Origin of the sequence: Aquibaculum arenosum (assembly GCF_029222965.1) — a bacterium.
GTDB lineage: Bacteria > Pseudomonadota > Alphaproteobacteria > Kiloniellales > DSM-21159 > Aquibaculum > Aquibaculum arenosum.
Genome location: NZ_JARHUD010000002.1, coordinates 313180 through 338117, shown reverse-complemented (window position 1 = coordinate 338117; position 24938 = coordinate 313180). Strand labels below are relative to the sequence as shown.

The window sequence follows — 24938 nt, the reverse complement described above, 5'->3', positions numbered from 1 at the left end:
AAATGAAAGAGGCCGCTGCGAGAGCGGCCTCTTTCGAAAGATTGGCTTCATCAAGCCTTTGTCTGGTGGAGCCGAGCGGGATCGAACCGCTGACCTCTACAATGCCATTGTAGCGCTCTCCCAGCTGAGCTACGGCCCCATCTGAAACCCGCTGCCGGGCGGAAGAGCGTGCCCGGCGGCGGAGCGGAAACTAGGAAGAGCGGGCGGTGGTTGCAAGCGAAAAATGCGCCCTGCCGGGAGGATCCTTTGCCCAGCCCCACGCCCGCGGAGGATCAGCTTTCCTTATCGGTGTCGTCTACGCTGACCTTGCCCAGATCCTCGTCGCCGTCGAGGTCATCGGTGTCCTCGATGACGCTTTCGCTTTCGATGTCGGCCAGCTCGTCAGCAGCCTCCTCGACTTCGGGCTCCTCGGCCTCGACGGGCTCAACCTTGGGCTTCGCCTTTGCCGGGCTGGCCTTGCTGCGACGCGACCGCAGCAGCGTTTCCGGGTCGAAGGTGGCTCCGCAGCTCGGGCAGAGAATTGGCGAGCGGGAGAAGTCATAGAACTTTGCGCCACAACTCTGGCACATCCGCTTGGTGCCCCATTCAGGCTTGGCCACTGCAACCTCCTCGGATCCTGACCGTCGAACGACGAGGCGCGCATTTGCCATGGGTTCGCGATACTGTCAAACACCTTCCCTCGAGCGGATCGTATTTGATCTGTAACGCGCAGCGTTCAGAACAAATGCGTGAATCCGCTCTGAATCAAGGGTTAGAGCAGATTCACGACTCAAACCGGGTCGCTTCGCGAACCCGATTTGAGTCGATCTGCTCTAGGCGGCGCCGGAAAGCTGCCCGATGCGTTCTCTTGGGAGGGCGGCGGGCGCGTGCTATCACCGCTCTCGCGGCCGTCGGTCGCCCTGATCTTTTCTTTCTTCCTCAAGCCAGGAGTTCTGTCGTGACGGCTGCCGATGCCCCTTCTTCTTCGGAGCACTTCCTCGCGGGTCCGGCGCTGACGGCGCTGCCCAGCGATGGGCTTAAGGGCAGCCTTAAGGTGCCAGGCGACAAGTCGATCTCCCACCGCGCCCTTATGTTCGGCGCTTTGGCGGTGGGAGAGACGAAGATCGAAGGTCTGCTGGAGGGCGAGGATGTGCTGCGCACTGCCGCGGCCATGCGCGCGCTCGGCGCCGAGGTGATCCACGAGGGGCCGGGGTGTTGGCGGGTGTTCGGGCGCGGCATCGGCGGCTTGGGCGAGCCGGACGACATACTGGACTTCGGCAACGCCGGAACTGGCGCCAGGCTTGCCCTGGGTCTGCTTGCCGGTCAACCGATCACCGCTTTCCTGACCGGCGACGCCTCGCTGCGTCGGCGACCCATGGGGCGGGTGATGGAACCGCTGGAGCGCATGGGGGTGCGCTTCGTCTCGCGTGAGGGCGGGTGTCTGCCTTTGGCGGTGACCGGTCCAGAAACGCTCTTGCCCATCGAGTATCGCCTGCCGGTGCCCTCGGCCCAAGTGAAGTCGGCGGTGTTGCTGGCGGGTCTCGCGGCGCCGGGCGAAACGGTGGTAATCGAGCCGGAAGCCACGCGCGACCACAGCGAACGCCTGCTGCAGCATTTCGGCGCCAACGTTGCGGTCACCGACGGCGAAGACGGGCGGCGCCTGGTGCTGACCGGTCAGCCCGAATTGCAGGCAGCGCCGGTGATGGTGCCGGCCGATCCTTCGTCCGCCGCCTTTCCGGCTGTTGCAGCCTTGCTGCTGCCTGGTTCGGATTTGCGCCTACAGGGGGTCTGCCTCAATCCCTTGCGTGACGGCGTGTTCCGCACGCTGCTGGAAATGGGTGCCGACATCGCCGAAGAGAATCGCCGCGTCGAAGCCGGTGAGCCAGTTGCCGACCTGCGCATCAAAAGCAGCAGTCTGCAGGGCATTGAAGTACCGGCCGAACGCGCGCCCTCGATGATCGACGAATATCCCATCCTCGCCATGGCGGCCGCCTGTGCGAAGGGGCGCACGGTCATGCGCGGCCTGGCAGAACTGCGGGTGAAAGAGAGCGACCGCCTCTCGGGTGTGGCCCGCGGCCTGGCCGCCTGCGGCGTTGTGGTGGAGGAGGGCGAGGACAGCCTGATCGTGGAAGGCTGTGGCGGCCGCCCGCGCGGTGGTGCCACCATCGCCGCGGAGCTGGACCACCGCATCGCCATGTCCTTCCTGGTGCTGGGCCTGGCCAGCGAGCAGCCGGTGACGATCGACGACGCCGCGCCGATCGCTACCTCCTTCCCAGGGTTTACCGAGCTGATGTGCGGTCTGGGCGCGCACTTTTCCTAAGTCAGTCCTGACGCTCGAAGCGGCCGAGCCCCTGCTCGTTCAGGAACTCGATGGTCAGGGCAGCGGCCTTCTCGCCGTCACGCTCGAAGGTAACCTTTGAGATCGAGCCAGCCGGAGCATTCTCCCCAAAGGGGCGATAGGTGAAGCTGTCCCCATCCCAGTGGCTCAGCCGGTAGTTGAGGTGAGCTGGGCCGATGGTCAGTCGCAGCCCCTCGGCGCCGTTGCTGATCTCGGCCGTGCCGAAGTAGGGATTGTCGTAGACACCGGCGTAGTGCGCCAGTGGTGCCGGTTCAACCGCCTCGCTCGGTGGTTCCTTGCCGACGAGCTCGCCTATCGGGGCAAGGATTGGCTCCATCAGCGGCTGGTAAGCAGCATACCAGTCGCGGCTGATGCCGCCGTACTGCACCAGTTCTGAGAATTCCATGGCCAAGGCCTCACCAACACCGGTCGGCGCAGCGTTGGTGAGAATCACGATGCCGAGATCCAAAGAGGGCAGGAGGGTGTAGTTGGTGCCTGCGCCCAGGGCGAAGGCACCGGAGTGACTGAGTGACACCCGGCCCGAGGCTTCGATGCCCACGCCAATGCCGTAGCCATAGAAGCTCGGCCGGGCGTCGGGCGCGTAGGAGGGCGATGAGATCATCTTCGCCGTCATCGGCTCCAGCAGGGCACCCGGCGGGAGGATCTGCTGATCCTCGAAGCGCCCGTCTTGCAGCAACAGCGCCATCCAGCGCGCCATGTCATTCACGCTGGCGCTCACACCGCCTGCGGGAGACTGCGCGTCCGGTTGCCGCACGTAGAGCGCCTCGAAGTCATCACCGACACGCACGTGCCCGTGGGCGCGATTTTCCCGCGCCGCATAGTGAGCGAAGCGGAAACTGCTGGAACTCATACCCAGGGGCGCGAAGAGCGCATCTTCGGACAGACTCTCCCAATCCCGTCCAGCCGCAGCAGCCACGGCCTCCGCTGCGGCGGTCAGGCCGAAGTTGGTGTAGGCGTAGGTGTCGCGAAAGGGGCTGAGCGGTAGCAGGTGGAGATGAGAAAGCACCTCTTCCCGCGTATAGCCGAGATCCTCCAGGTTGTCTCCGGCATGATCGGGCAACCCCGAGCGATGCGAGAAAAGGTCACCGATGGTGACATGCTCGGTAACCCAGGCGTCGGCCAGCTTGAAGTCGGGCAGGAACTCAGTAACTGGCGTGTCCCAACTTACCACACCTTCTGCCACCTGTTGGGCGACGACAGTTGCGGAGATGGATTTCGACAGGGAGGCGAGCTGAAACACCGTGTCGGCATCGACCTTGGCCTCTTCGCCCATCTTGCGCAGGCCGAAGCCGGAGGCATAGACGGTTTCGCCTTCATGCACGACGGCAACCGCCATTCCGGGAAGACCGGAGCGTTCCATCAGTGTCTCTGCCCGTTCGTCGAGCTGCTCGATGGCAGCTTCGATCTGGCCGGCCGGCACGGCCACTGCCGTGGTCTGCGGTGGCGGCAGGTCACCTTCCGGCGCTTCGGCAAAGGCGACGGCTGGCGCAATCAGCAGCAGTGCAGCGGCAGAAATGGGATGAAACAGTGGCGGGAAGGGCATGGGCGGTGCTCGCGTTCTGGCAGAGTTGCCCATTTCACGCCACTTTCATGCCAGGGGCAAGCTTCACCCCGACCCGGCAGGCGCTAAAAGTGTGTCCAGCCCCGGACTTCGAGTGTGAGTGGTCGGCCCCCGCGGTCGAGAATCAGCACGCCTGCGCCCTCAGCAAAGCGACCGACCCGGGTCAGAGACAGCCCCAGTTCCTGGCTGAGTACGGCGATCTTCGGCTCCTCTACCGGCGGGATCGCAAAGGCCAGTTCGTAGTCGTCGCCGCCCGTCAGCACCTGGGTGAAAAGCTCCGGATCCTCTGCCAGGGCAGCCTGGGCGGCATCTGAGAGGGGCACCGCGGGCGCTTCGATGATGACTTGGAGCCCGGATTCCTCGGCCAGATGTGCGGCGTCGGCCAGCAGGCCATCGGAGACATCGAGGCAGGCGTTGGCCAGGCCGATCAGCGCCGGTCCCAGGCTGCAGCGCGGCTCTGGCAGGCGATAGGCCTGTTCGAGTTGCTCCTGCTCGCTCAGGGAGAGGTGTCGCAGTGCGCCACGCAGCGCCAGGAGCCCCAGCGCGCCGTCGCCTATGCGCCCGGAAACATAGAGGCCATCGCCTGTCTTGGCGCCGGAGCGGGTGAGGGCGCCGCCGCGGGGCAGGCTGCCGAAGGCCGTGATCGAGAGCGTCAGCGGGCCTGGAGTCTTGACCGTGTCGCCTCCCAGCAGATGCAGGCCGAATGTCTTCTGGTCGGCCGCCAGCCCGTTGGTGAAGCCCTCGATCCAGGCATCGTCAATTCGTGAAGACCAGGCAGTGGACAGCAGATAGCCCAGCGGACGCGCACCCATGGCGGCCAGATCGGAGAGATTGACCCGCAGGGCCTTGCGGGCCAGCAGGTCCGGAGGATCCTCAGGCAGGAAATGCACGCCCTCGACCAGCGTGTCGAGGGTAACGACCAGTTCCTCGCCCGGCGGCGGGCTGAGCACTGCGGCGTCGTTGCGCAGGCCAAAAGCGCCGGGGGCGCCGGCGGCGAGCGGCGCGAAGTACCGGGCGATCTGGTCGAACTCGCCGCGCACCACGTTAGCGGCCTAGTCCGCCTGGAAATCGTCGGGGCGGAGCTCGTGGGCCAGTCGGTTCAGCATGCCGTTGGCCATGCCGGCCTCGCGCTCATCGAAGAAATCATGCGCCAGGCCGACGTACTCCGAAACGACCACCTTGGCGTGGACCTGTGGGCGGTAGGCCAATTCCCAGGCCGCAGCGCGCAGGATGTGGCGCAGCATGCTGTCGAGACGCTCGACCGACCAGCCTTCGGCGATCACCGCCATCAGCATGTCGTCCAGTTCCTCGCGCTCAGCATGGGTGCCGCGGAAGACCGCGATGAAGAGCTCCTGGTCGATGTCGCCCAGGGTGAAGCCGTCGAAGTCCTCGCTCAGTCGGTGCTGCAGAAACTCCAGCGCGACGGTATCGGGCGTCACCTGGCCGATATCGGCCTGATAGAGCGCCTGCACCGCAGCAAGCCGCGCAGCGCGGCGCCGGCGCATGACCTTGTCCTGGCGACTGGTGCTGGGCGTTCTGGGGCCGGGGTTTGAGGTGGTCAAGGCGCTCACGCCTCCTCGTGCAGGCCGAAATGCCGGCGCAGTTCGATCATGCGCAGACAGGCCTCAGCGGCGTCGCGGCCCTTGTTCTTGCGTTTGCGATCGGCACGGGCCCAAGCCTGATCGGCATTTTCCACCGTCAGGATGCCATAGCCGATGGCGGCCAGATCGCCCGTTGCCAGTTCCTGCAGGCCGCGGGCACTCTCACCGCAGACGTAGTCGTAGTGGCTCGTCTCGCCGCGAATGACGCAGCCCAGGGCAACGAAGCCGTCGTAAGGCGGGCGCTGGCCAACATCAGCGGCGGCGATGGCCATGGAAATGGCAGCGGGAATCTCGAAGGCACCTGGCACCTGGAGACGTTCGACGCTTGCCCCGGCTTCCTGCAGGGCCTCTTCGGCACCGGCAAAGAGTTCGTCGGCAATCTCTTCGTAGAAGCGCGCTTCCACCACCAGGATGCGCGGCTTGGATGGGGTGCTCATGGGCTGCTCCTCAATCGCTGGATCGCAAGGGGCGCTGGCCGACGACGGTCAGACCGTAACCCTCCAGGCCGACGATGGTGTGGCGGGTGTTGTGCAGCAAAATCATTTGGCGCACGCCGAGATCGAGCAGGATCTGCGCGCCTTCGCCATAGTCACGCAGGGCCACTTCCGGCGCATCGCGCCCCGCGGCTCGCGCCGCCAGGTGATCGGAGATGGAGGCCGGGGAGGGATCGCGGATCAGCACGACAACGCCCTCTCCCTCGGCGGCGATCTCATCCATGGCTGCCTGCAGTTCGCCGCCGCGACCCAGCGCATCGTCCGCCAGCACGTCGTCGAGCACTGAGAGAGCGTGCACGCGCACCAGCACTGGCTTCTCGGAATCGATCGTGCCCTTCCACAGGGCGACATGCTCGGCGCCGCTGGCCATGTTGCGGTAGACCGCCAGTTCGAAACGGCCGCCGTGGCGGCTGTCGAAGGGCTGCTGCAGCGTGCGCTCGACGATCTTGTCGTAGCGCCGGCGGTAGGCGATGAGATCGGCGATGGTGGCGATCTTCAGACCATGGCGCTGGGCGAAGCCGATGAGATCGTCGCGCCGGGCCATGGAGCCGTCGTCGTTCATGATCTCGCAGATCACGCCCGCGGGATAGAGCCCCGCCAAACGCGCCAGGTCCACCGCCGCTTCCGTGTGGCCGATGCGCTCCAGCACGCCGCCGTCGCGGGCCATGAGCGGGAAGACGTGCCCCGGGGTGACGATGTCCTCGGCGCCCCGGTCCGGATCGATGGCCACGGCCACGGTACGGGCGCGGTCCGAGGCGGAGATGCCGGTGGTCACCCCTTCACGGGCCTCGATCGAGACCGTGAAGGCCGTTTCATGGCGCGTCTCGTTCTTGCGCGACATCATGGGCAGGCCGAGCTGCTCGATCCGCTGGCGGGTCATGGCCAGACAGATCAGGCCGCGGCCGTACTTGGCCATGAAGTTGATCGCCTCGGGGCCGGCCATTTGGGCTGGAATGACCAGATCGCCCTCGTTCTCTCGGTCCTCGTCGTCGACCAGAATGAACATGCGACCATTGCGCGCTTCTTCGATCACCTCCTCGATGGGGGAGACCAATTCGCTGAAAGACAGGCGCCAGGCTTCGTCCGTTTGGGGCATGATTGGGGCTTTACTCGGGCTTGGGGAGCAGGCGCGCAACGTAGCGTGCCAGCATGTCGATTTCCAGGTTGACCCGGTTGCCGGGCCGGTAGGCGCCGAAGGTCGTGACCTCGGACGTGTGCGGAATGATGTTCACGCCGAAAGCCTCGCCGTCGACCTCGTTCACCGTGAGCGAGACACCGTCAAGGGCGATGGAGCCTTTGGGCGCCAGAAAGCGCAGGAGTGCGGGGTCAGCGCGGAAGCGATAGCGGTGGGACTCGCCCTCGCGCCGGATGTCCAGCACCTCGGCCAGTCCATCCACGTGGCCGTAGACCAGATGACCGCCCAGCTCGTCGCCGAGGCGCAGGGAGCGCTCCAGGTTGATGCGCTGGCCAGCTTGCCAGGTATCAAGTGTCGTCTTCGACAGGGTTTCAGCCGAGACGTCGAAGGCCAGGCGCTGCGGCCCGCGTTCGACGACGGTGAGGCACACGCCGTTGCAGGCCACTGATGCGCCCAGTGGCACCTCGGCGGTATCCCATGCGGTTTGCAGAAGCAGCCGCAGGTCGCCGCCGGCCTTGGCGTCGGCTTCGAGGACTTCGCCCAGATCGGTGATGATTCCAGTGAACATGGGGCTTCCTTACTCCTTCCGGACCCAGCTTTCCAGCAGGTCCCCGTCCAGGCGTTCGACGCTCTCCAACTCGAACTGCGGCGCCTTGGCCAAGGTAGCCAGATCGAGTGCTTCGACCGCTTCGCGACCGTCGCTGCCGATCACTTTCCCGGCGCGAAACCAGACCAGGTGATCCACCAACCCTGCCTTGAGGAAGGCAGCTGCAGCACCGGCACCGCCTTCGACCATCAGGCGGGTAACCTCGCGGCGTACCAGCTCTGCAAGCACGGCCTTTGGTGTCGGGCGTCCGTCGGGTCCGCAATCGGCCAGGGCCGTCACCTCCACACCGCGAGCATGGTAGCTGCTCCGGCGTGCTTCGGTATGGCCAGGACGAGTCAGGATCAGCGTGTTGTGCTCCCAACCACGGGCGATCAGGTCGTGGCTGCCCGGCAGACGCAAGCCGGCGTCCAACACCACGCGCAGTGGCTTGCGCGCCGCCAGTCCGGGCAGGCGCACGTCAAGGCGCGGGTTGTCGGCGAGAGCGGTACCGGAACCCACAAGCACCGCGTCGTGCGCAGCACGTAGCAGATGGGCGCGCTGACGGGCGGCCGGTCCGGTGATCCAGCGGCTTTCACCCGAGGCCAGGGCAATTCGGCCGTCAAGACTGGTCGCAAGCTTTAGCGTGACCAAGGGGCGCGTGGCGGTGCGGTTCAGGATGAAGCCGCGGTTGAGCGCCTCGGCTTCCGCCTGCAGCAGGCCCGTGTCCACACTGATCCCGGCGTCGCGCAGGCGGCGCAGGCCGCTGCCTTGCACCCGCCGGTCAGGGTCGATGCAGGCGACAACGCAGCGGCGGATGCCGGCAGCGATCAAGGCGTCGCTGCACGGCGGTGTGGTGCCGTGGTGGGCGCAGGGCTCCAGGGTGACATAGGCCGTTGCCCCGGCAGCCTCGGCTCCGGCGCGGCGCAGCGCTTCGGTCTCTGCATGCGGCCGGCCGCCGGGCTGGGTCCAGCCACGGCCCACCACGCGCCCCTCACGTACGAGCACGCAGCCCACGGCCGGATTGGGGGCCGTGGTCCCCAGGCCGCGGCGTGCCAATGCCAGGGCGGCGCGCATGTGAAGCTGGTCGCTGCTGCTCATCTCTGCCCGAATCTTGGCCGCCGGTAGCCGGAGGCCTACTTGCCCGCGATGGCGGAGGCCTGCGGGGTTGCCCTCAGCCTTCCTCGGGCTCGCCGCCGAGCTGGCCCACGAACTCGCCGAAGTCGCTGGCCTCGCGGAAGTTGCGGTAGACCGACGCAAAGCGGATGTAGGCAACGGGATCGAGGGTCGAAAGGGCGTCCATGACCATCTCCCCGATCACCTTGCTCTGAATCTCGGCCTCACCGGTGCTTTCCAGGCGGCGAACGATACCGTTGACGATGCGTTCCAGCCGTTCCTGATCCACGGCCCGCTTTTGCAGGGCGATCTGCATGGAGCGCATGAGCTTGTCGCGTTCGAAGGGCTGGCGCTTGCCGTCGGACTTGATCACCGTGAGCTCGCGCAGCTGCACGCGCTCAAAAGTGGTGAAGCGCGCCCCACAGTCGGGGCAGTGGCGCCGCCGACGGATCGCGGAGGCGTCCTCCGTCGGCCGGGAGTCCTTCACCTGGGTGTCTTCGTGACCGCAGAACGGACAGCGCATTCCTTCTCCCCCTGCTCAGCCCTTGAGCGCCACGCTCGCCCTCAGACCTCCAGGTCCGGGTAGATCGGGAAGCGCTGGCAAAGCTGCTGCACTCTTCCGCGGACGCGATTTTCGGCCAGCGCATTGTCCTCGCCGGCGCTCGCAAGCCCGTCCAGGACCTCCGTGATCATCCGGCCGATCTCGCGGAACTCTTCCACGCCGAAGCCGCGGGTGGTGCCGGCCGGCGTGCCGAGACGGACGCCCGAGGTCACGGTCGGCTTCTCGGGATCGAAGGGCACGCCGTTCTTGTTGCAGGTGATGCCTGCACGATCGAGACTCTTCTCCGTCACGTTGCCGGTCAGCCCCTTGGGGCGCAGGTCGACCAGCACGACGTGGGTATCGGTGCCGCCGGTGACGATGTCGACGCCGCCCTCCTTCAAGGTCTCGGCCAGGGCCTGGGCGTTATCCACCACCTGGCGGGCATAGTCCTTGAAGTCAGGCCGCAAGGCCTCGCCCAGCGCGACCGCCTTGCCGGCAATGGCGTGCATCAGTGGGCCGCCCTGCAGGCCGGGGAAGGTGGCGCTGTTGATCTTCTTGCCGATGTCGGGATCGTTGCTCAGCACCATGCCGCCGCGCGCGCCGCGCAGCGTTTTGTGGGTGGTGGTGGTCACGATATGGGCGTGGGGCAGGGGGCTCGGATGGGCGCCACCGGCCACAAGGCCGGCGAAGTGGGCCATGTCCACCATGAAGAGCGCACCCACTTCATCGGCGATGGCGCGGAAGCGGGCAAAGTCGATGATGCGCGGATAAGCCGAGCCGCCGGCGATGATCATCTTCGGCTTGTGCTCGCGGGCCAGGCGCTCGACCTCCTCGAAGTCGATCTGCCCGGTCTCGGGGCTCACGCCGTACTGCACGGCATTGAACCACTTGCCCGAGAGGTTGGGGGCGGCGCCGTGAGTCAGGTGCCCGCCGGCCGAGAGCGCCAGGCCCATGAAGGTGTCGCCGGGCTTCAAGAGCGCCAGCATGACGCTTTGATTGGCCTGCGCGCCGGAGTGCGGCTGGACGTTCACGTAGCTGCAGCCGAAAAGTTCCTTGGCGCGCTCGATGGCCAGTTCCTCGGCCACATCGACGGCTTCGCAGCCACCGTAGTAGCGTCGGCCCGGGTATCCCTCCGCATACTTGTTGGTCAGCACCGAACCCTGCGCTTCCAGTACGGCGCGCGAGACGATGTTCTCGCTGGCGATCAGCTCGATCTGCTGCTGCTGGCGGCGCAGCTCGGCGGCGACGGCATCGGCCAGCGCAGGATCTGAGTCGCGGAGACCGGTGGTGAAAAAGCCGGCGTGAGGGATATCAGCAGTCATCTAGATTCGGTTCCTTGTCGCGGTGGTGCAGCCGTTGGATCAGGCGCAAGCAGGGGTCAGGGAGTCTCGCCAAGCTTGGCGATGCGACGGTGATGGCGACCGCCTTCGAACTCCGTCTCGAGAAAGACCTTCAAACAGGCTTTTGCGACCTCCTCGCCGATTAGGCGGGCGCCAAGCGCGAGGACGTTGGCGTCATTGTGCAGGCGAGCCAGTCTGACGGAGGTTTCGTCATGGCAAACGGCAGCGCGGATCGCCGGATTGCGGTTGGCAGCGATAGAGATGCCGATGCCGGTGCCGCAGGCGACGATGCCGGCCTTGGCCCTGCCGTCGGCGACGGCCTCGGCCAACGCCCGGCCGAAGTCCGGATAGTCGACGGAGTCAGTCGAATGGGTGCCAAGATCGAGCACCTCGTAGCCGAGTTCGCGCAACTCGTTTGCCAAGGACTGTTTCAGGGGATAGCCGGCGTGATCCGCCGCCAATGCGATCGTCCGATTGGACATGGGTCATCAACCGCTGTGGTGAGAAGTGGCTGAACGCTACCACATGTGCCCCGGGCCTGAAAGGCCGAGCCCGGCTCAGTCCTCCCTGGCGCAGCCGGGGCAGCGACGCCCCGTGACCAGGCGGCGCAACGGCAGCAACAGGCAATAGAAACCTTCCACCAGCCAGAGCAGCGGGGGATGTGCCAGAAGTGCGGCCGGGCGCCGAAAGCCAGGCACTTCTCTCAGCAGAGCCACCACAACGCGTCCGCCGGTAAGCGTCTCCCGATCGGCCGTGCGCGCATGGAGGCGATGCAGCGCCCGGCGATGACTGATGCCGCTGCCTAACAGCGGCCGGGCATCGCGGCCGATGTCGTGCCAGGCCACGCGTCCTGCAGCGGTATGCCTTTCCCAGAAGGCCTTCTGTCGGCGGCAGAGCGCGCAGGTGCCGTCATAGAAGATGGTCAGACGTGGCGGCTCAGTCATAGCCTCGACATGGCGGAGCGTGCCCCCTATAGCGGAGCAGCGGCGGTTGCGAGCCATCTCCATTCAGTAGGATGGCACAGTCTTGGCCGGGAAAGAGGGTGTCATGCAAGAGACAAGAATAGCGGTTCTGGGCTGCGGCGGTCGGATGGGTCGGCGCCTCCTGGCGGTTACGCTGCAAAGCGATGGCTGCCGGCTCGTCGGCGGCTCCGTGCGTAGCGAAAGCCCTTTGCTGGGGCAGGACCTGGGGCGGCTTGCCGGGCATGGAGACATCGGCGTCGAGAGCAGTGCCAACACCCGGGAGGTTCTGGCCGACTGCGAGGTCGCCATCGACTTCACCACGCCGGAGGCCACGGCCCAGCACGCCGCGATGGCAGCGGAGACTGGCACGGCCCTAGTGGTCGGCACCACCGGTATGACGGATGATGACCTCGCCGCCCTGCAGCAGGCGGCAGAGCGCATTCCCGTGGTCTATGGGCGCAACATGAGCCTCGGCGTCAATCTGCTTGCGCTGCTTGTGGAGCAGGCAGCCCGCGCCCTGGACGCCAGCTACGACATCGAAATCGTCGAGATGCACCACCGCCACAAGGTCGATGCGCCTTCGGGCACGGCCCTGCTCCTGGGCGAAGCGGCCGCAGCAGGCCGTTCCGTGGCGCTGGCGGAGGTGGAGCGGCAGGGGCGCAGCGGCATCACCGGATCGCGACCGGCGGGTGAGATCGGTTTTGCCAGCCTGCGCGGCGGCGATGTGCCCGGAGACCACAGCGTGATCCTCGCCGGTGACGGCGAGCGCATCGAACTCGGTCACCGTGCGAGCAACCGGGATGTCTTCGCCTTGGGCGCCGTGAAGGCCGCGCGCTGGGTCAAGGGGCGTCCGGCCGGTCTCTACGGCATGCTCGACGTGCTCGGCCTGGGCGCCGCGCAGCAGGCGTGAGCCTCTGGGGCGCCGCCCTGCTGGTGGCTGCGGGCAGCGCCTGTGGCGGCTTGGCACGACACGCCGTCTCCAGCCTGGTGGGACGACTGGCGGCCGGATTTCCCTGGGGCACGCTCGCGGTCAATGTCAGTGGGAGCTTCCTGATCGGCATTCTGGCGGTCTGGGGCGTGCAGGCGCAGTGGTTCGCCGCTCAGCCGCAGGTCTGGCTTTTGGCCGGCGTGGGCTTTCTCGGCAGCTACACGACCGTCTCTTCCTTCAGCCTGCAGACCTTGGAGCTGCTGCAAGCCCGGCGCTATGCGCAGGCCGCCGGCAATCTTCTCTTGTCGCTGGGGCTTTGCCTCGCAGCGGTGTCGGCGGGAGCCGCGCTGATGGGGGCCGGGTCGTGAGCGGCACAGAGATAGGTGCCCGCAAGCCTTGGCAGAGCGCTTACCTGGCAGTCGCTCTTGGCAGCGCGCTGGGCGGCCTCGCACGCTGGGGCCTTTCGCTCGTGCTGCTGGCGGAGATGGGCGAGGGGCTGCCCATAGGGACGCTGGCGGTGAACATTCTCGGGTCCGCCCTGATCGGCTTCTATGCCAGCCTTATCGGTCCGCGGGGCTGTGTTGTCGTCGGGGACTGGCAGCGGCATTTCGTGATGACCGGTGTTTGCGGCGGCTTCACCACCTTTTCTCTCTTCAGCCTGGAAAGCCTGTACTTTTTGCAGGACGGCCAGCTGATAGCGGGTGCCGGCCTGATAGCCCTGTCCATGCTGCTCTGGATGCTTTCGGTGTGGGGTGGCCACCATCTCGGGCAGATGTGGTGCCGGCGACGTTGCGGCGGGACACAGGGCACGCCATCTTCAGAGCAGCAGTGATAGCGGAGGTCTCCCATGTTCTTTCGTCAGACCGTGCAACGCCTGCCCATGGTGAGCGAAGCCTTGCCGGGGCGCGAAACCCCGCTTCCCGCGCCGGCGTCCCATCATGTGAATGGCCGGGAACTCTTGCCCCCCTATCCCGAGGGCATGGAGGTCGTGGATTTTGGAATGGGTTGTTTCTGGGGTGCTGAGCGGCTGTTCTGGCGGCTGCCTGGTGTCTGGGTGACGGCTGTCGGCTATCAGGGTGGCCACACGCCCAATCCGACCTACGAGGAAGTCTGCAGCGGCATGACCGGCCACGCCGAGGTTGTGCGCGTGGTCTACGACCCCGCGGTCATCTCTTTCGATGCCCTGCTCACGGTCTTCTGGGAGAGCCACGACCCAACCCAGGGCATGCGTCAGGGCAACGACCACGGGACCCAGTACCGCAGCGTCATCTTCACTCACAGCGATGTTCAGCTCGCGCAGGCCGAAGCTTCGGCCGAGCGATTTACCGCAGCCCTACGCAGCGCCGGCCACGGCCCGATCACGACCACCATCCGCAAGGCGCCCCCCTTTTACTTCGCCGAGGACTATCACCAGCAGTATCTCTCGAAGAATCCGGCTGGCTACTGCGGAATCGCCGGCACCGGGGTGAGCTGCCCATTGCCGACCGGCGTCGCGGCCACCTGAGCCTTCAGGCGGCTTGCGCCGGCCGGAGGTTCTCCAGCCCCTGGAACTCAATGAAGCGAGTCATGGCGCTCCAAAGGTGGTCGCCGTAGACGAAGGGCTCGAAACGCTCCGCCTGCGCGAGCGGTAGCGGCGCGATCCGCGCCTCGGCCGCCGGCTCATAGAAAAAAGGAATGGAGAAGCGTTCCGCTTCGTTGGCAAGAATCCGGTGAGGTGTTGCGCGAATGCGCCCGCCGGTCCAGCGCTCCAGTAGCTTTCCGAAATTCACCACCAGGCCGCCTTCCTGCGGCGGCACGTCATGCCAAGAGCCGTCGGGCAGTTGGGCCTGCAGCCCACTCACCCCGTGCTGCTGCAGCAGGGTCACGAAGCCGGAGTCCACATGGGCCTTGCCGGCCAGCAGGCGCCGCTCGCCCCGGTCTTCTACGCTGAGTTCCGGATCCCGAAGTTCAGCTGATCCCAGGAGCCTGGGCGGGTAGCGCAGCAGGCGCAGGGTGGAAATACCCTGTTCGAAATAGGGCGCGAAGGTGCTTTCCGGGAGACCGAGGCCGCGGGCGATCGAAGCCATCAGCGCGGCGCCGGTGGCCTCCATCGCCGCGAAATAGTCCGCGGCCGACGCGCGCCAGCCAGGCAGGTCGCGCTCCTCGGGCAGCGGTGTGGCCTCCCGCAGCGGGTCGTCGGCTTTTCGGCGTTGCGGGTCGAGCAGATCGGGTCCGATGTCGATCCCTTCCTTGCAGGTCGCCTGTCCCTCCTGCACGGGAAAGTACCCGCGATAGACGTTGGGATTGTCCGGTGCGAACTTGCGGCGGGACAGTGGCGTTTTCGCCTGCTGCGGCAAGGTGAAGAAGCGCAGCAGTTCGCTACGGCAATCCGGGTCGGCGCCGCCCTCCGCGCCGAGCCCGGTCACCACCATGAAACCGCTGTCTTGCGCCGCCGCCATGATTGCCCTGTCCGTTTCCCGGCGGATCTGGCTGTCGCTTGCGAAAAGGCTGGCGATGTCGATCAGCGGAATCATGCGGGCTCCTGTACTGGGATAGGGCTACTCAGTTGCGTCCGGGGGCCAGCAGCCCACGGGCGATCACCTGGGCCTGGATCTCCGCAGCGCCCTCGAAGATGTTGAGGATGCGCGCGTCGCAGAGCACGCGGGAGATGGGGTACTCCTGCGCATAGCCGTTGCCGCCGTGGATCTGCAGCGCCGCGTCGGCATTGGCCCAGGCCACGCGGGCGGCGAGCAGTTTCGCCATACCCGCCTCAATGTCGCAGCGGCGATCCTGGTCCTTCTCCCGCGCCGCGTAAAGCGTGAGCTGGCGTGCCGCCATGGTCTCCACAAGCATCCAGGCGAGCTTGCCGCTGACGCGCGGAAAGGCATGGATGGCTTTGCCGAACTGCTTGCGATCACGCGCATAGGCCAGCGCCAGCTCCAGCGCGTTCTGCGCCACCCCCACGGCACGGGCGGCGGTCTGGATGCGGGCCGATTCGAAGGTGGCCATGAGCTGCTTGAAGCCCTGGCCCTCGATGCCACCCAGCAGGCTGTCCGCCGGCACCTCGAAGCCGTCGAAGGCGAGTTCGTACTCCTTCATGCCGCGATAGCCGAGCACGGGAATCTCGCCGCCGCTCATGCCCGGCGCCGGAAAGGGATCGCTGTCGTTGCCGCGCGGTTTCTCGGCCAGCAGCATGGAGAGGCCGCGGTAGTCCCGGCTTTCGGGATCGGTACGCACCAGCAGGGTCATCAGGTCGCTGCGGGCGGCGTGGGTAATCCAGGTCTTGTTGCCGGTCACGCGATAGATCGCCTCCTCGCGCACCGCCCGTGTCCGCAGCGCCCCCAAGTCCGAGCCGGTGTTGGGTTCGGTGAAGACGGCGGTGGGGAGGATCTCGCCGCTGGCGATGCGCGGCAGCCAGTGGTCCTTCTGGGCGGGCGTGCCGCCCAGGCGGATCAGTTCGGCGGCGATCTCCGAGCGGGTGCCGAGCGACCCCAGACCGATGTAACCGCGCGACAACTCCTCGGTGACGACGCACATGGCCGTCTTGCCCAGCCCCAGTCCGCCATGCTCCTCGGGCACCGTGAGGCCGAAGACGCCGAGGTCCGCCAACTGCCGGATGACGTCGATGGGGATCAGATCGTCGGCGAGGTGCCACTGGTGGGCCCGTTCCGCATGCTCGTCCGCGAGACGCCGGAACTGCTCCGAGATCATGGCTTCGGTTTCGTCCAGACCACGCTCGCCGAAGTGTCCCTCGACGCTGAGGTCGGCGAGGCGCCGCCGCACGGCTGCGGTGTTTCCTCCTTGGATAAGCTGGGTGACAGGCGGGTTGCGCAAGATATCGCTATCGAGACCGAGATCACGCGGACGGAAAACCTCGACCTGACTGAGCGCGATACCGCCGATCAACTGGCCCAGGTATTCGCCCCAGAGCGCCTGGAGAGTCAGCGCTTCTAGTTCGCCCAGTTTCGAGTTGGCCTCGAGGCGCTCGGCCCATTGCAGGCTCTCGCGCAGGGCGGCCACATAGGTGGCCAGCCAGGCATAGCCGTGCGCGGCAAATTGCTCGCGCTCCATCAACTCGGGGAGCGGCTTGCCTCCGGGTGCCACCAGGGCGGCCAGTGCCTGGCGCGCTTCAGCCTCGAAGCGTTCCACGGCCGGGAGTGCCGCGCGGCAGAGATCAAGAAGGTCGGGCAGCACGGGCGAGCTCGTGCCGGCCTGCCCGGCGGAGGAGAAGATCATTGCTACGGTTTTCCCGCTTCGGGTCTCGAATCACGCCCTTGCCGCACCGGCTCACTGGCCGGTGGAGCACTGGCTGGGCACGGATGGCAAGGAGGGAGCCTAGCCGCTCCCTCCCGGCCAAGCCAATGCTCCGGGCCTTTACCCTTCAGCCGCATCCTCGAGGGTGCGCAGACCGGGATGCTTTGCCTGAACCAGCACCGCCATGTTTCCGGGCTTGTGCTGGTTGTTCATCATCTTGGTGTGGGCGTGCGGAATGTCGTCCCAGGCGAAGACCTCGCTCATGCAGGGATCGACCCGCCGCTCGACAACCAGGGTGTTCGCCTGCGCCGCTTGCTTCAGGTTGGCGAAGTGGCTGCCCTGGATGCGCTTCTGGCGCATCCAGACGAATCGGGCATCCATGGTCAGGTTGTAGCCGGTGGTGCCCGCGCAGAAGACCACCATGCCGCCGCGCTTCACCACGAAGCAGGAAACGGGAAAGGTCTGTTCGCCGGGATGTTCGAAGACGAAGTCGACGTCCTTGCCCTTGCCGGTGATCTCCCAGATTGCCTTCCCGAACTTGCGGCATTCCTTCATGTAGTCGGAGAAGGCCTCTCCGTTTACATCCGGTAGCCGGCCCCAGCAGTTGAAGTCCTTGCGGTTGATGACGCCGCGCGCGCCCAGCGACAGCACGAAGTCGCGCTTGGATTCGTCGCTGATGACACCGATGGCGTTCGCGCCCGCCGCCGCAATCAACTGGATGGCCATGGAGCCGAGGCCGCCGGAAGCGCCCCAAACCAGCACGTTGTGCCCCGGGCGCAGGATGTGCGGCCGGTGACCGAAGAGCATGCGGTAGGCCGTGGCGAGGGTGAGCGTGTAGCAGCCGCTCTCCTCCCAGGTCAGGTGGCGCGGCCGCGGCATGAGCTGGCGGTCCTGCACGCGGCAGAACTGCGCGAAGGAACCGTCCGGCGTCTCGTAGCCCCAGATGCGCTGGGAGGGGGAGAACATCGGATCACCGCCGTTACACTCCTCGTCGTCGCCATCGTCCTGGTTGCAGTGGACCACGACCTCGTCGCCCACCTTCCAGCGCTTGACCTTGGATCCGACAGCCCAGATCACACCCGCGGCGTCGGAACCGGCGATGTGATACTCGGCCTTGTGGACGTCGAAGGGGGAGATCGGCTTGCCAAGGCCGGCCCACACGCCGTTGTAGTTGACGCCGGCCGCCATCACCATGACCAGAACGTCGTGGCTGTCGAGCTCCGGCACCTCGACCACTTCCTGCTGCATGGAGCTTTCAGGCTCACCGTGCCGCTCGCGGCGAATCACCCAGGCGTACATCTGCTTCGGCACGTGGCCGAGCGGCGGAATTTCGCCCACCTCGTAGAGATCCTTGGCCGTGCGTGCAGGACGCAGGGCCACAACCTCGGCGGCTTGTTTCGTTGCGGCGGGGGAGGGGGCAGCTGCACTGTTCATCTCGGCACTCTCCTTTGACAAGCCGGTTTGGCACTCGGCGACCCTGTGTTCGCCATCGTTCGCTGCGATGCAAAACGATTAAATCTTGCGATCATTATTCATTGCAAGCAATTTTTATATTGCTATGGTCGATGAAGGTTGATGAAAGCTGTTTCAGGGGGCGACGTATGGCCGTTGCACAGCGCGCGGAGAGTGCATTGCAGCAGAAGCGGGAACCCGATCGGCCCTGGCTGATCCGGACCTATGCGGGCCATTCCACGGCCGCCGCTTCCAACGCGCTCTACCGCGGCAATCTGGCGAAAGGGCAAACGGGGCTGTCCGTGGCCTTCGATCTGCCCACCCAGACCGGCTACGACGCCGACCATACGCTGGCGCGCGGCGAGGTGGGAAAGGTCGGCGTGCCGATTTCGCACCTGGGTGATATGGAGCGGCTGTTCGAGGGCATTCCGCTGGAGCGGATGAACACCTCCATGACCATCAACGCCACGGCGCCCTGGCTTCTGGCGCTCTACATCGCCTGTGCGGAGCGGCAGGGCGTGGCGCGAACGTCTTTGCAGGGAACGACGCAGAACGACGTCTTCAAGGAGTATCTCTCCCGCGGCACCTACATCTTCCCGCCGCGGCCATCGCTGCGCATGGTTGGCGACGTCATCGCCTTCACGGTGGCCGAAGTGCCGAAATGGAACCCCACCAATGTCTGCAGCTATCACCTGCAGGAGGCCGGGGCGACCCCGGCCCAGGAACTGGCTTATGCCCTGTCTTCCGCGATTGCCGTGCTGGATTCGCTGCGCGATGGCGGTCGGGTGCCCGATGAGCAGTTCCCCAAGGTGGTCGGCCGCATATCCTTCTTCGTGAACGCCGGGCTGCGCTTCGTCGGCGAGCTCTGCAAGATGCGCGCCTTCACCGAACTCTGGGATGAGATCTGCCGCGAGCGCTACGGCATCACCGAGGAGAAGTATCGACGTTTCCGCTACGGCGTACAGGTCAACTCCCTGGGCCTGACCGAGCAGCAGCCGGAAAACAACGTCTACCGCATCCTGCTGGAAACCTTGGCCGTCGTGTTGTCGAAGCGGGCCCGGGCTCGCGCGGTGCAACTGCCCGCCTGGAACGAGGCGTTGGGCCTGCCCCGACCCTGGGACCAGCAATGGTCTCTGCGGTTGCAGCAGATCCTGGCCTATGAGACCGACCTGCTGGAGTACGAGGATCTTTTCGACGGTAACCCGGTGGTGGAGGCCAAGGTTGCCGACTTGATGGCCGAGGCCAAGGCGGAGATGGCCAAGGTGGAGGCCATGGGCGGTGCTGTGGCGGCCATCGAGAACGGCTATATGAAGGAGCGCCTGGTGGAGAGCGCCGTTGCGCGCTTTCGGGCGATCGAGGCCGGGGAGCAGGTGGTGGTCGGCGTCAACCGCTACACCGAGAGCGAGCCCTCACCCCTGACCGAGAGCGGCGATGGCGGCTTCCTCCTGCCCGATCCCGAAGCAGAGGCCCAGCAGATCGCAGCACTTCAGGCCTGGCGGACTCAGCGCGACGGCGCGGCGGTCGAGGCCGCGCTCCGAGAACTGGAGGCCGCCGCGCGCGGGGAACGCAACGTGATGGAGCCCTCCATCGCCTGTGCCCACGCCGGCGTCACCACGGGAGAATGGGGCGAAACTCTGCGCCGAGTCTGGGGCGAGTACCGCGCCCCGACCGGGGTGGGAAAGGCGGCGCCCTTGCGCGACAGCGGCCGCGATCAATTGGCCGTGCTGCGCCAGCGAGTGGAGGCTGTGTCAGAACGCCTCGGCCGGCGCATCAAGATGCTGGTGGGCAAGCCGGGCCTCGACGGCCACTCGAACGGGGCCGAGCAGATCGCGGTGCGCGCCCGGGATGCCGGGTTCGAGGTGGTCTATGAGGGCATTCGCCTCACGCCGGGGCAGATCGTCGGCGCTGCCCTGGAGGAGGGCGTGCATGTGATCGGCCTGTCCATCCTCTCCGGCAGTCACCGCGCCCTGGTGGAAGACACACTGGCGCGCCTGCAAAGGGAGGGCATGGAGGATGTGCCGCTCGTCGTGGGTGGCATCATCCCTCTCGAAGACGCAGACGCCCTCCGAAAGGCCGGTGTTGCAGCAATCTTCACGCCCAAAGATTACGACATCACCGGCATTCTGGCGCAAATTGTAGAGATCGTGGACGGCCGCTGGCAGGAGGAGTGAGGCTCAACTCTGGGCGCGGCGCAAACGTTTGGCGTTTGCCTTGGCAATCCGATGCCAGGGTGCCAGTAACGCTTCCGGCGTGGGTGTCCCCGTGGCCGCGGCTAAGGCTGTGCCCTGCAACGCCTTAGCCTTTTCGCAGACCATGCGCTGGTACTCTGTGAGTGTAAAATTGCCGGTGGCGATGAGCAGGCTGCGCCGGGCTATGGTTTCCATGGAAGCGGCGAGCATATCGGTCCAGAGGACGGGAAGGGGCAGTGGCCGCGAGCCTCGCGACTTCGGCTTCTTCTGGTTCTTGCGTGCCATGCAGGCCTCTGGCTGTGAAAGGGTGTTGGCCTTCAAGTAAGGCTTTTGGGTGGGCCATACCATAGGCGCGTGCTCTCCCATGTGCGAGCCGCAAGGCTCCTAAACCCTGGCGAGGGCTGGCGGCATGGCAGCGTGAAGGTAATCTGCAACCACCGTTGCCACAGTTACTGCCCGAGTCTGCTGTTGATGCACTCCCCCCGGCGCCATCCGCTGCTTCTGCCACTGGTCATTGTTCTGGTCGCCTTCGGCCCGATCTCGACGGACCTCTATCTGCCCTCCCTGCCACGCTTGGGGGAGGTTTTCGGGGCGTCCGCCGGGACGGTGCAGCTGACCCTCTCGGTGTTCCTGGTCGGCTTTGCCAGTGGTATGCTGATCTACGGGCCGCTGAGTGATCGCTTTGGCCGACGACCGGTGCTGGTCGGAGGCATTCTGCTGTTCCTGCTGGCCAGCTTGCTTTGCCTGCTGGCGCCCTCGATTGAATGGCTGATCGCGGGACGGTTGCTGCAGGCGCTCGGCGCCGCCGCCGGACCGGTGCTCGGGCGCGCCGTGGTGCGCGATCTCTATGGTCCCAACCAGGCAGCCCGCGCCCTGTCCTATGTTGCGATGGCCATGGCCCTGGCCCCGGCCTTGGGCCCGATCCTGGGCGGGCTGGTGACGCAGTGGTTCGACTGGTGGGCCACCTTCCTACTGCTGCTCCTGTTCGGTGTGATCGCGCTCACCGGCGTGCTGTTGGTGCTGTCGGAGACCAACCGCTACCGCGATCCCACTGCGACCCAGGCCGGGAAGCTGATCGCCAACTATGCGGGCCTGCTACGCAATCGCGAGTACCTGGGCTACGTGATGACGGTGAGTGCCGGCTATGGCGGCATGTTCGCCTTCATCTCTGGTTCCTCCTTTGCGTTGATCGGCGGACTGGGGCTCACTCCCCTGGCCTACGGCCTGAGCTTTGCCGGCGTGATCTGCGGCTATGTGCTCGGCAGTTTCGCCAGTGCTCGGTTGCAGGCGCAGTTCTCCATCGACCGGCTGATCGGCTTCGGAATCGTTGCGCTCTTGATCGCGACGGTAAGCGGTCTGGGCTTTGCGCTCCTGGGCGTGGCTTCGGTCGCAAGCATCGTCCTGCCAGCTTCCTGCTACTTTCTCGGCACGGGCCTGGTGATGCCGAACGGCCAGGCCGGTTGCCTGCGACCCTTTCCACGACTGGCCGGCTCGGCCTCGGCGATGCTGGGCTTTGTTCAGATGGGCAGTGCGGCCGTTTTGGGCGTGTTCGTAGGCCAGTTCCAGGACGGCACGCCCAAGGTCATGATGGCAGTCATGTTCCTCTCCGCTTTGGTGGCACTGGCGAGCCAGCGCTTCCTCTTGGGCTCGGCCACGCTGGACAGTGCGTCGTGAAGCGCTATCTTCCGCGCCATGTCCACAAGAACTCCTGACCGGCCGATCGTTCGGCTGAAGCCGAAGGCGCAGAAGCGTCTGCGGCTGGGCCACCCCTGGGTTTATTCCAACGAGATCGAGATGTCGGCGGAGGTCAAGGCACTGCCGCCGGGCAGCCTGGTGCGGCTGCTGTCCAGCGGTGGCGACGAACTTGGCACCTTCCTGTTCAATCGCCATCCACTGATCGCGGCCCGCCTCCTGTCGCGCGATCCGGTAGAGGTCATCGATGCCGGCTTCTTCCGCCGCCGTCTGCAGCGCGCGCTCTCGATCCGCGAGCGGCTCATCGGCGTCCCCTTCTACCGGCTTGCGCATGCGGAAGCCGATGGACTGCCGGGGACGATCATCGACCGCTTCGGTGATGCACTGGTGCTGCAGGTCAATACTGCCGGGATGGAAGCGCTCACGCCGGCGCTGCTCGAGGCGATCGATGAAGTGATCGCGCCGGAGACGGTGCTGCTGCGCAACGATTCGCCGGTGCGTGAACTGGAGCGGCTCGATGGCTACGTGCGCCTTCTGCGCGGCTCGGTGGAGCAGCCGGTGGAGGTCAGGGAGCATGGCGCTCGCTTCCTCGCCGACCTGAGCGAGGGACAGAAGACCGGCTGGTTCTATGACCAGCGCGACAACCGCCGTTGGGCCGGGGATCTGATCCGCACTGCGGCGGAGGGCGCCCGGGTCCTCGATGCCTACTGCTTTGCCGGCGGCTTTTCGATTCAGGCGGCCTTGGCCGGTGCGCAGACGGTTATGGGCGTCGATCGCTCGGCGCGGGCTCTGGAACTGGCGGGAGAGGCAGCGGCGCTCAATGGCGTGGCCGAACGCTGCACCTTCCGCAAGAGCGATGCCTTCGCAGCGCTGGAGCACCTAGCCAAAAAGCGGGACAGCTTCGATCTGGTGATCGCCGATCCGCCCGCCTTCGTGAAGGGCCGCAAAGACCTGCCGCAGGGTTTGCGGGCCTATCGCAAGCTGGCGCGCCTCGCTGCGGAGGTGGTTGGGCCGGAGGGTTACCTGGTGATCTGTTCCTGCTCCCACCACGTGGATATGGCATCCTTTGTGGATCAGATCGGCCGGGGCCTGGCGGAAGCAGGACGGCCGGCACGTTTGCTGCGCAGCGCCGGCGCGGCCCCGGATCATCCGGTCGACCCGCGCCTACCGGAAACTCAGTACCTCAAGGCCCTTTTCCTAGCTCTGGATTGAGACGGGTCCGCCGGCGGCCGGGCGTACTTAGGTCAGAATATGTCCAGGATGATCTCAGCGCGGCGATTAAGGTTCTCCTTTCCGCCGTCGCGTGCGGGCAACAGCGGGCGAGAGTAGCCGGCGCCCGAAAGGGAGATGCGCTCGCGCTCAATTCCCTCCTCGATCAGCCAGTCGCTCACCGCCGCCGCCCGCCGGACCGAGAGGTCGATCGCTTCCTCTTCGTTACCCAGCCGATCAGTATGGCCCGTGATGGCGATCGGCGCCCGGGTTTCCAGCTTTGCGGCTGCGAGCGCGCTGCGCAGCATGGCTTCCTCGCCGGGTCTGATCGCAGAGTCTTCCGGATCGAAGTAGATCACATAGAGCCGCGGACCGCCGTCATCGCCTGAGAGCTTTGGCGCGCAGTAGGGTGAGGTGCGGAAGTAGCGGCAGTAGGTCGCCAAGTCTACGGGACGGTCGGTGCTGTCCACGTGGGCGGCTGCATCATTGCTGCCCGCAGCCTGAGCCGTGGACGCGAGAAACAGCAGCATGAACGCTGGAAGAAGGCTGCGAAGGCAAGAACCGGACCACTGCAACAGCTGTCGAGGCATGGATCGCTCCACTCGAGGGGAAGGAAGAAGGGCTTTCGTCCGGAAGGATGGAATCAGGCATCCCAACCGGGATTGACGCGGGAAAGAACGCGCAAGTGAGCGTTCCACTCCATGTCCAACTCGTGGGTCCCACTGCCCAGCCCGCGGTCGTACTGCTGGGCCGTGTGCTCGCAGGTTTCCGCCGAAGGGAGCACGAAGGCCTGGTTCATCGCACAGACGTCCACTTGAATCTCGCAGGCGCGGTTCAGGTAGAACATCAGGGAAAAGGCCTCTGCCACCGAGCGGCCCACCGTCAGCAGGCCATGGTTGCGCAGAATCAGCGATTGAGCCCGGCCGAGATCCTGGGCCAGACGCTCGCGTTCATCGAGGTCCAGGGCGATGCCCTCGTAGTCGTGATAGGCGAGGCGATGGCCGTAGAACTGCAGTGCGATCTGATTCAGCGGCAGCAGCCCCTCCTTCATGCAGGAGACAGCGACTCCGGCGCGCGTGTGCGTATGGAGCACGCAAGCTGCGTCGTCGCGCGCGGCATGAATGGCCGAATGGATGGTGAAGCCAGCTGGATTCACGTCGAAGCCGTTATCCACCACCTTTTTGCCGTCGTGATCGATCTTCACCAGGGAGGAGGCTGTGACCTCGTCGAAGGTCATGCCATAGGGATTGATCAGGAAATGCCCGCGTTCACCCGGTACACGTGCGGAAATGTGCGTGTAGATGTGATCGGTCATGCGGTAGTGCGCAACTAAGCGGTAACAGGCAGCGAGGTTGCAACGGACCTGCCATTCGGCCTCGCCGACTTTCGGCGTTGATCGTAAGGGGGTCAGGTTTTCGACCTCGGCGGACATTGCATGCTCTCCTGTTATCTGGCGCGCGCCGCAGTCTGCGCGAAAGCCCGTGGTGACGTCGAGTCCTAGCTGCCGCATGGCGGCTCTGTTCGCGTCAACTTTCTTGGCCGGTGGAACAGCCCGGTGGGGGAT

Annotated in this window: 26 protein-coding genes and 1 tRNA gene; 8 read left to right on the top strand and 19 right to left on the bottom strand. The window is 65.9% G+C overall.

Translation table 11 applies throughout. From position 1 onward, the window contains the following. Window positions 1-63 precede the first annotated feature (63 nt). Both P2G67_RS04455 and P2G67_RS04450 read right to left on the bottom strand, forming a co-directional pair. A tRNA-Ala gene (locus P2G67_RS04455) sits at window positions 64-139 on the bottom strand. Between the two features lie 133 nt (window positions 140-272). Next, window positions 273-599 (bottom strand): TIGR02300 family protein, encoded by a 327-nt coding sequence (locus P2G67_RS04450; RefSeq protein WP_275820438.1) that lies wholly within the window; start codon window positions 597-599, stop codon window positions 273-275. A gap of 392 nt (window positions 600-991) precedes the next feature. Here P2G67_RS04450 and aroA point away from each other — a divergent pair, with 392 nt between their 5' ends. Further along, entirely contained in the window at window positions 992-2299 is a 1308-nt protein-coding gene (gene aroA, locus P2G67_RS04445; protein WP_275820679.1) for a 3-phosphoshikimate 1-carboxyvinyltransferase, read from the top strand. 1 nt (window position 2300) lies between these two features. Here aroA and P2G67_RS04440 read toward each other — a convergent pair whose 3' ends face one another. The 11 genes from P2G67_RS04440 to P2G67_RS04390 all read right to left on the bottom strand — a co-directional run bounded on the left by P2G67_RS04440 (window position 2301) and on the right by P2G67_RS04390 (window position 11653). Continuing rightward, window positions 2301-3881, bottom strand: a complete 1581-nt coding sequence (locus P2G67_RS04440; protein ID WP_275820436.1) for a serine hydrolase — start codon at window positions 3879-3881, stop codon at window positions 2301-2303. Window positions 3882-3964: 83 nt separating this feature from the next. After that, on the bottom strand, window positions 3965-4942 hold the full coding sequence (thiL, locus tag P2G67_RS04435; protein ID WP_275820434.1) for a thiamine-phosphate kinase: 978 nt from the start codon (window positions 4940-4942) through the stop codon (window positions 3965-3967). A gap of 9 nt (window positions 4943-4951) precedes the next feature. Then, window positions 4952-5461 (bottom strand): transcription antitermination factor NusB, encoded by a 510-nt coding sequence (gene nusB / locus P2G67_RS04430; protein WP_275820432.1) that lies wholly within the window; start codon window positions 5459-5461, stop codon window positions 4952-4954. 5 nt (window positions 5462-5466) lie between these two features. Then, entirely contained in the window at window positions 5467-5937 is a 471-nt protein-coding gene (locus P2G67_RS04425; protein WP_275820430.1) for a 6,7-dimethyl-8-ribityllumazine synthase, read from the bottom strand. 10 nt (window positions 5938-5947) lie between these two features. Further along, window positions 5948-7090 carry a 3,4-dihydroxy-2-butanone-4-phosphate synthase gene (ribB, locus tag P2G67_RS04420; protein ID WP_275820428.1) on the bottom strand — a complete coding sequence of 381 codons (1143 nt, stop codon included), beginning with the start codon at window positions 7088-7090 and terminating at the stop codon, window positions 5948-5950. Between the two features lie 10 nt (window positions 7091-7100). Further along, a complete protein-coding gene (locus P2G67_RS04415) occupies window positions 7101-7697 on the bottom strand; it encodes a riboflavin synthase (protein ID WP_275820426.1) in 597 nt (198 codons plus the stop codon). 9 nt (window positions 7698-7706) lie between these two features. Then, window positions 7707-8813 carry a bifunctional diaminohydroxyphosphoribosylaminopyrimidine deaminase/5-amino-6-(5-phosphoribosylamino)uracil reductase RibD gene (gene ribD, locus P2G67_RS04410; RefSeq protein ID WP_275820424.1) on the bottom strand — a complete coding sequence of 369 codons (1107 nt, stop codon included), beginning with the start codon at window positions 8811-8813 and terminating at the stop codon, window positions 7707-7709. 73 nt (window positions 8814-8886) lie between these two features. Further along, window positions 8887-9351, bottom strand: coding sequence for a transcriptional regulator NrdR (gene nrdR, locus P2G67_RS04405; RefSeq protein WP_275820422.1), 465 nt, complete (start codon window positions 9349-9351; stop codon window positions 8887-8889). Between the two features lie 41 nt (window positions 9352-9392). Next, entirely contained in the window at window positions 9393-10691 is a 1299-nt protein-coding gene (gene glyA, locus P2G67_RS04400) for a serine hydroxymethyltransferase (protein ID WP_275820420.1), read from the bottom strand. Window positions 10692-10747: 56 nt separating this feature from the next. Continuing rightward, window positions 10748-11191 (bottom strand): ribose 5-phosphate isomerase B, encoded by a 444-nt coding sequence (rpiB, locus tag P2G67_RS04395; protein ID WP_275820418.1) that lies wholly within the window; start codon window positions 11189-11191, stop codon window positions 10748-10750. Between the two features lie 75 nt (window positions 11192-11266). Next, window positions 11267-11653, bottom strand: a complete 387-nt coding sequence (locus tag P2G67_RS04390) for a thiol-disulfide oxidoreductase DCC family protein (RefSeq protein WP_275820416.1) — start codon at window positions 11651-11653, stop codon at window positions 11267-11269. A gap of 103 nt (window positions 11654-11756) precedes the next feature. Between P2G67_RS04390 and dapB the strand changes: the two genes are divergently transcribed. From dapB to msrA, 4 genes are read left to right on the top strand one after another with little or no spacing between them, the layout of a single operon-like run. Then, window positions 11757-12581, top strand: a complete 825-nt coding sequence (gene dapB, locus P2G67_RS04385) for a 4-hydroxy-tetrahydrodipicolinate reductase (protein WP_275820414.1) — start codon at window positions 11757-11759, stop codon at window positions 12579-12581. Continuing rightward, complete coding sequence (gene crcB, locus P2G67_RS04380) at window positions 12578-12967, top strand: fluoride efflux transporter CrcB (RefSeq protein ID WP_275820412.1); 390 nt, start codon at window positions 12578-12580, stop codon at window positions 12965-12967. The genes dapB and crcB overlap by 4 nt, the downstream gene beginning before the upstream one ends. Next, entirely contained in the window at window positions 12964-13431 is a 468-nt protein-coding gene (locus P2G67_RS04375) for a CrcB family protein (RefSeq protein ID WP_275820410.1), read from the top strand. The genes crcB and P2G67_RS04375 overlap by 4 nt, the downstream gene beginning before the upstream one ends. A 15-nt stretch (window positions 13432-13446) precedes the next feature. Next, window positions 13447-14103, top strand: a complete 657-nt coding sequence (msrA, locus tag P2G67_RS04370) for a peptide-methionine (S)-S-oxide reductase MsrA (RefSeq protein WP_275820408.1) — start codon at window positions 13447-13449, stop codon at window positions 14101-14103. A gap of 4 nt (window positions 14104-14107) precedes the next feature. Here msrA and P2G67_RS04365 read toward each other — a convergent pair whose 3' ends face one another. From P2G67_RS04365 to ccrA, 3 genes are all read right to left on the bottom strand, one after another. After that, window positions 14108-15112, bottom strand: a complete 1005-nt coding sequence (locus tag P2G67_RS04365; RefSeq protein ID WP_275820406.1) for an isopenicillin N synthase family dioxygenase — start codon at window positions 15110-15112, stop codon at window positions 14108-14110. A 28-nt stretch (window positions 15113-15140) separates the two neighbouring features. Further along, window positions 15141-16814: an acyl-CoA dehydrogenase family protein gene (locus tag P2G67_RS04360; RefSeq protein WP_275820404.1), complete on the bottom strand. Its 1674-nt coding sequence runs from the start codon at window positions 16812-16814 to the stop codon at window positions 15141-15143. A gap of 138 nt (window positions 16815-16952) precedes the next feature. Further along, entirely contained in the window at window positions 16953-18266 is a 1314-nt protein-coding gene (ccrA, locus tag P2G67_RS04355; protein WP_275820402.1) for a crotonyl-CoA carboxylase/reductase, read from the bottom strand. Between the two features lie 167 nt (window positions 18267-18433). Between ccrA and P2G67_RS04350 the strand changes: the two genes are divergently transcribed. Beyond that, window positions 18434-20455, top strand: coding sequence for a protein meaA (locus P2G67_RS04350; RefSeq protein ID WP_275820400.1), 2022 nt, complete (start codon window positions 18434-18436; stop codon window positions 20453-20455). A gap of 3 nt (window positions 20456-20458) precedes the next feature. Here P2G67_RS04350 and P2G67_RS04345 read toward each other — a convergent pair whose 3' ends face one another. Continuing rightward, window positions 20459-20758 (bottom strand): hypothetical protein, encoded by a 300-nt coding sequence (locus tag P2G67_RS04345; RefSeq protein WP_275820398.1) that lies wholly within the window; start codon window positions 20756-20758, stop codon window positions 20459-20461. Between the two features lie 186 nt (window positions 20759-20944). Between P2G67_RS04345 and P2G67_RS04340 the strand changes: the two genes are divergently transcribed. Then, window positions 20945-22147, top strand: a complete 1203-nt coding sequence (locus P2G67_RS04340; protein WP_275820677.1) for a multidrug effflux MFS transporter — start codon at window positions 20945-20947, stop codon at window positions 22145-22147. An 18-nt stretch (window positions 22148-22165) separates the two neighbouring features. Beyond that, complete coding sequence (locus P2G67_RS04335) at window positions 22166-23377, top strand: class I SAM-dependent rRNA methyltransferase (RefSeq protein ID WP_275820396.1); 1212 nt, start codon at window positions 22166-22168, stop codon at window positions 23375-23377. Between the two features lie 32 nt (window positions 23378-23409). Here the strand turns inward: P2G67_RS04335 and P2G67_RS04330 are convergent, their stop codons facing one another. Both P2G67_RS04330 and P2G67_RS04325 read right to left on the bottom strand, forming a co-directional pair. Then, window positions 23410-23904, bottom strand: coding sequence for an OmpA family protein (locus tag P2G67_RS04330; protein ID WP_275820394.1), 495 nt, complete (start codon window positions 23902-23904; stop codon window positions 23410-23412). Between the two features lie 113 nt (window positions 23905-24017). Then, window positions 24018-24806: a class II aldolase/adducin family protein gene (locus P2G67_RS04325; protein ID WP_275820392.1), complete on the bottom strand. Its 789-nt coding sequence runs from the start codon at window positions 24804-24806 to the stop codon at window positions 24018-24020. Window positions 24807-24938 lie beyond the last annotated feature (132 nt).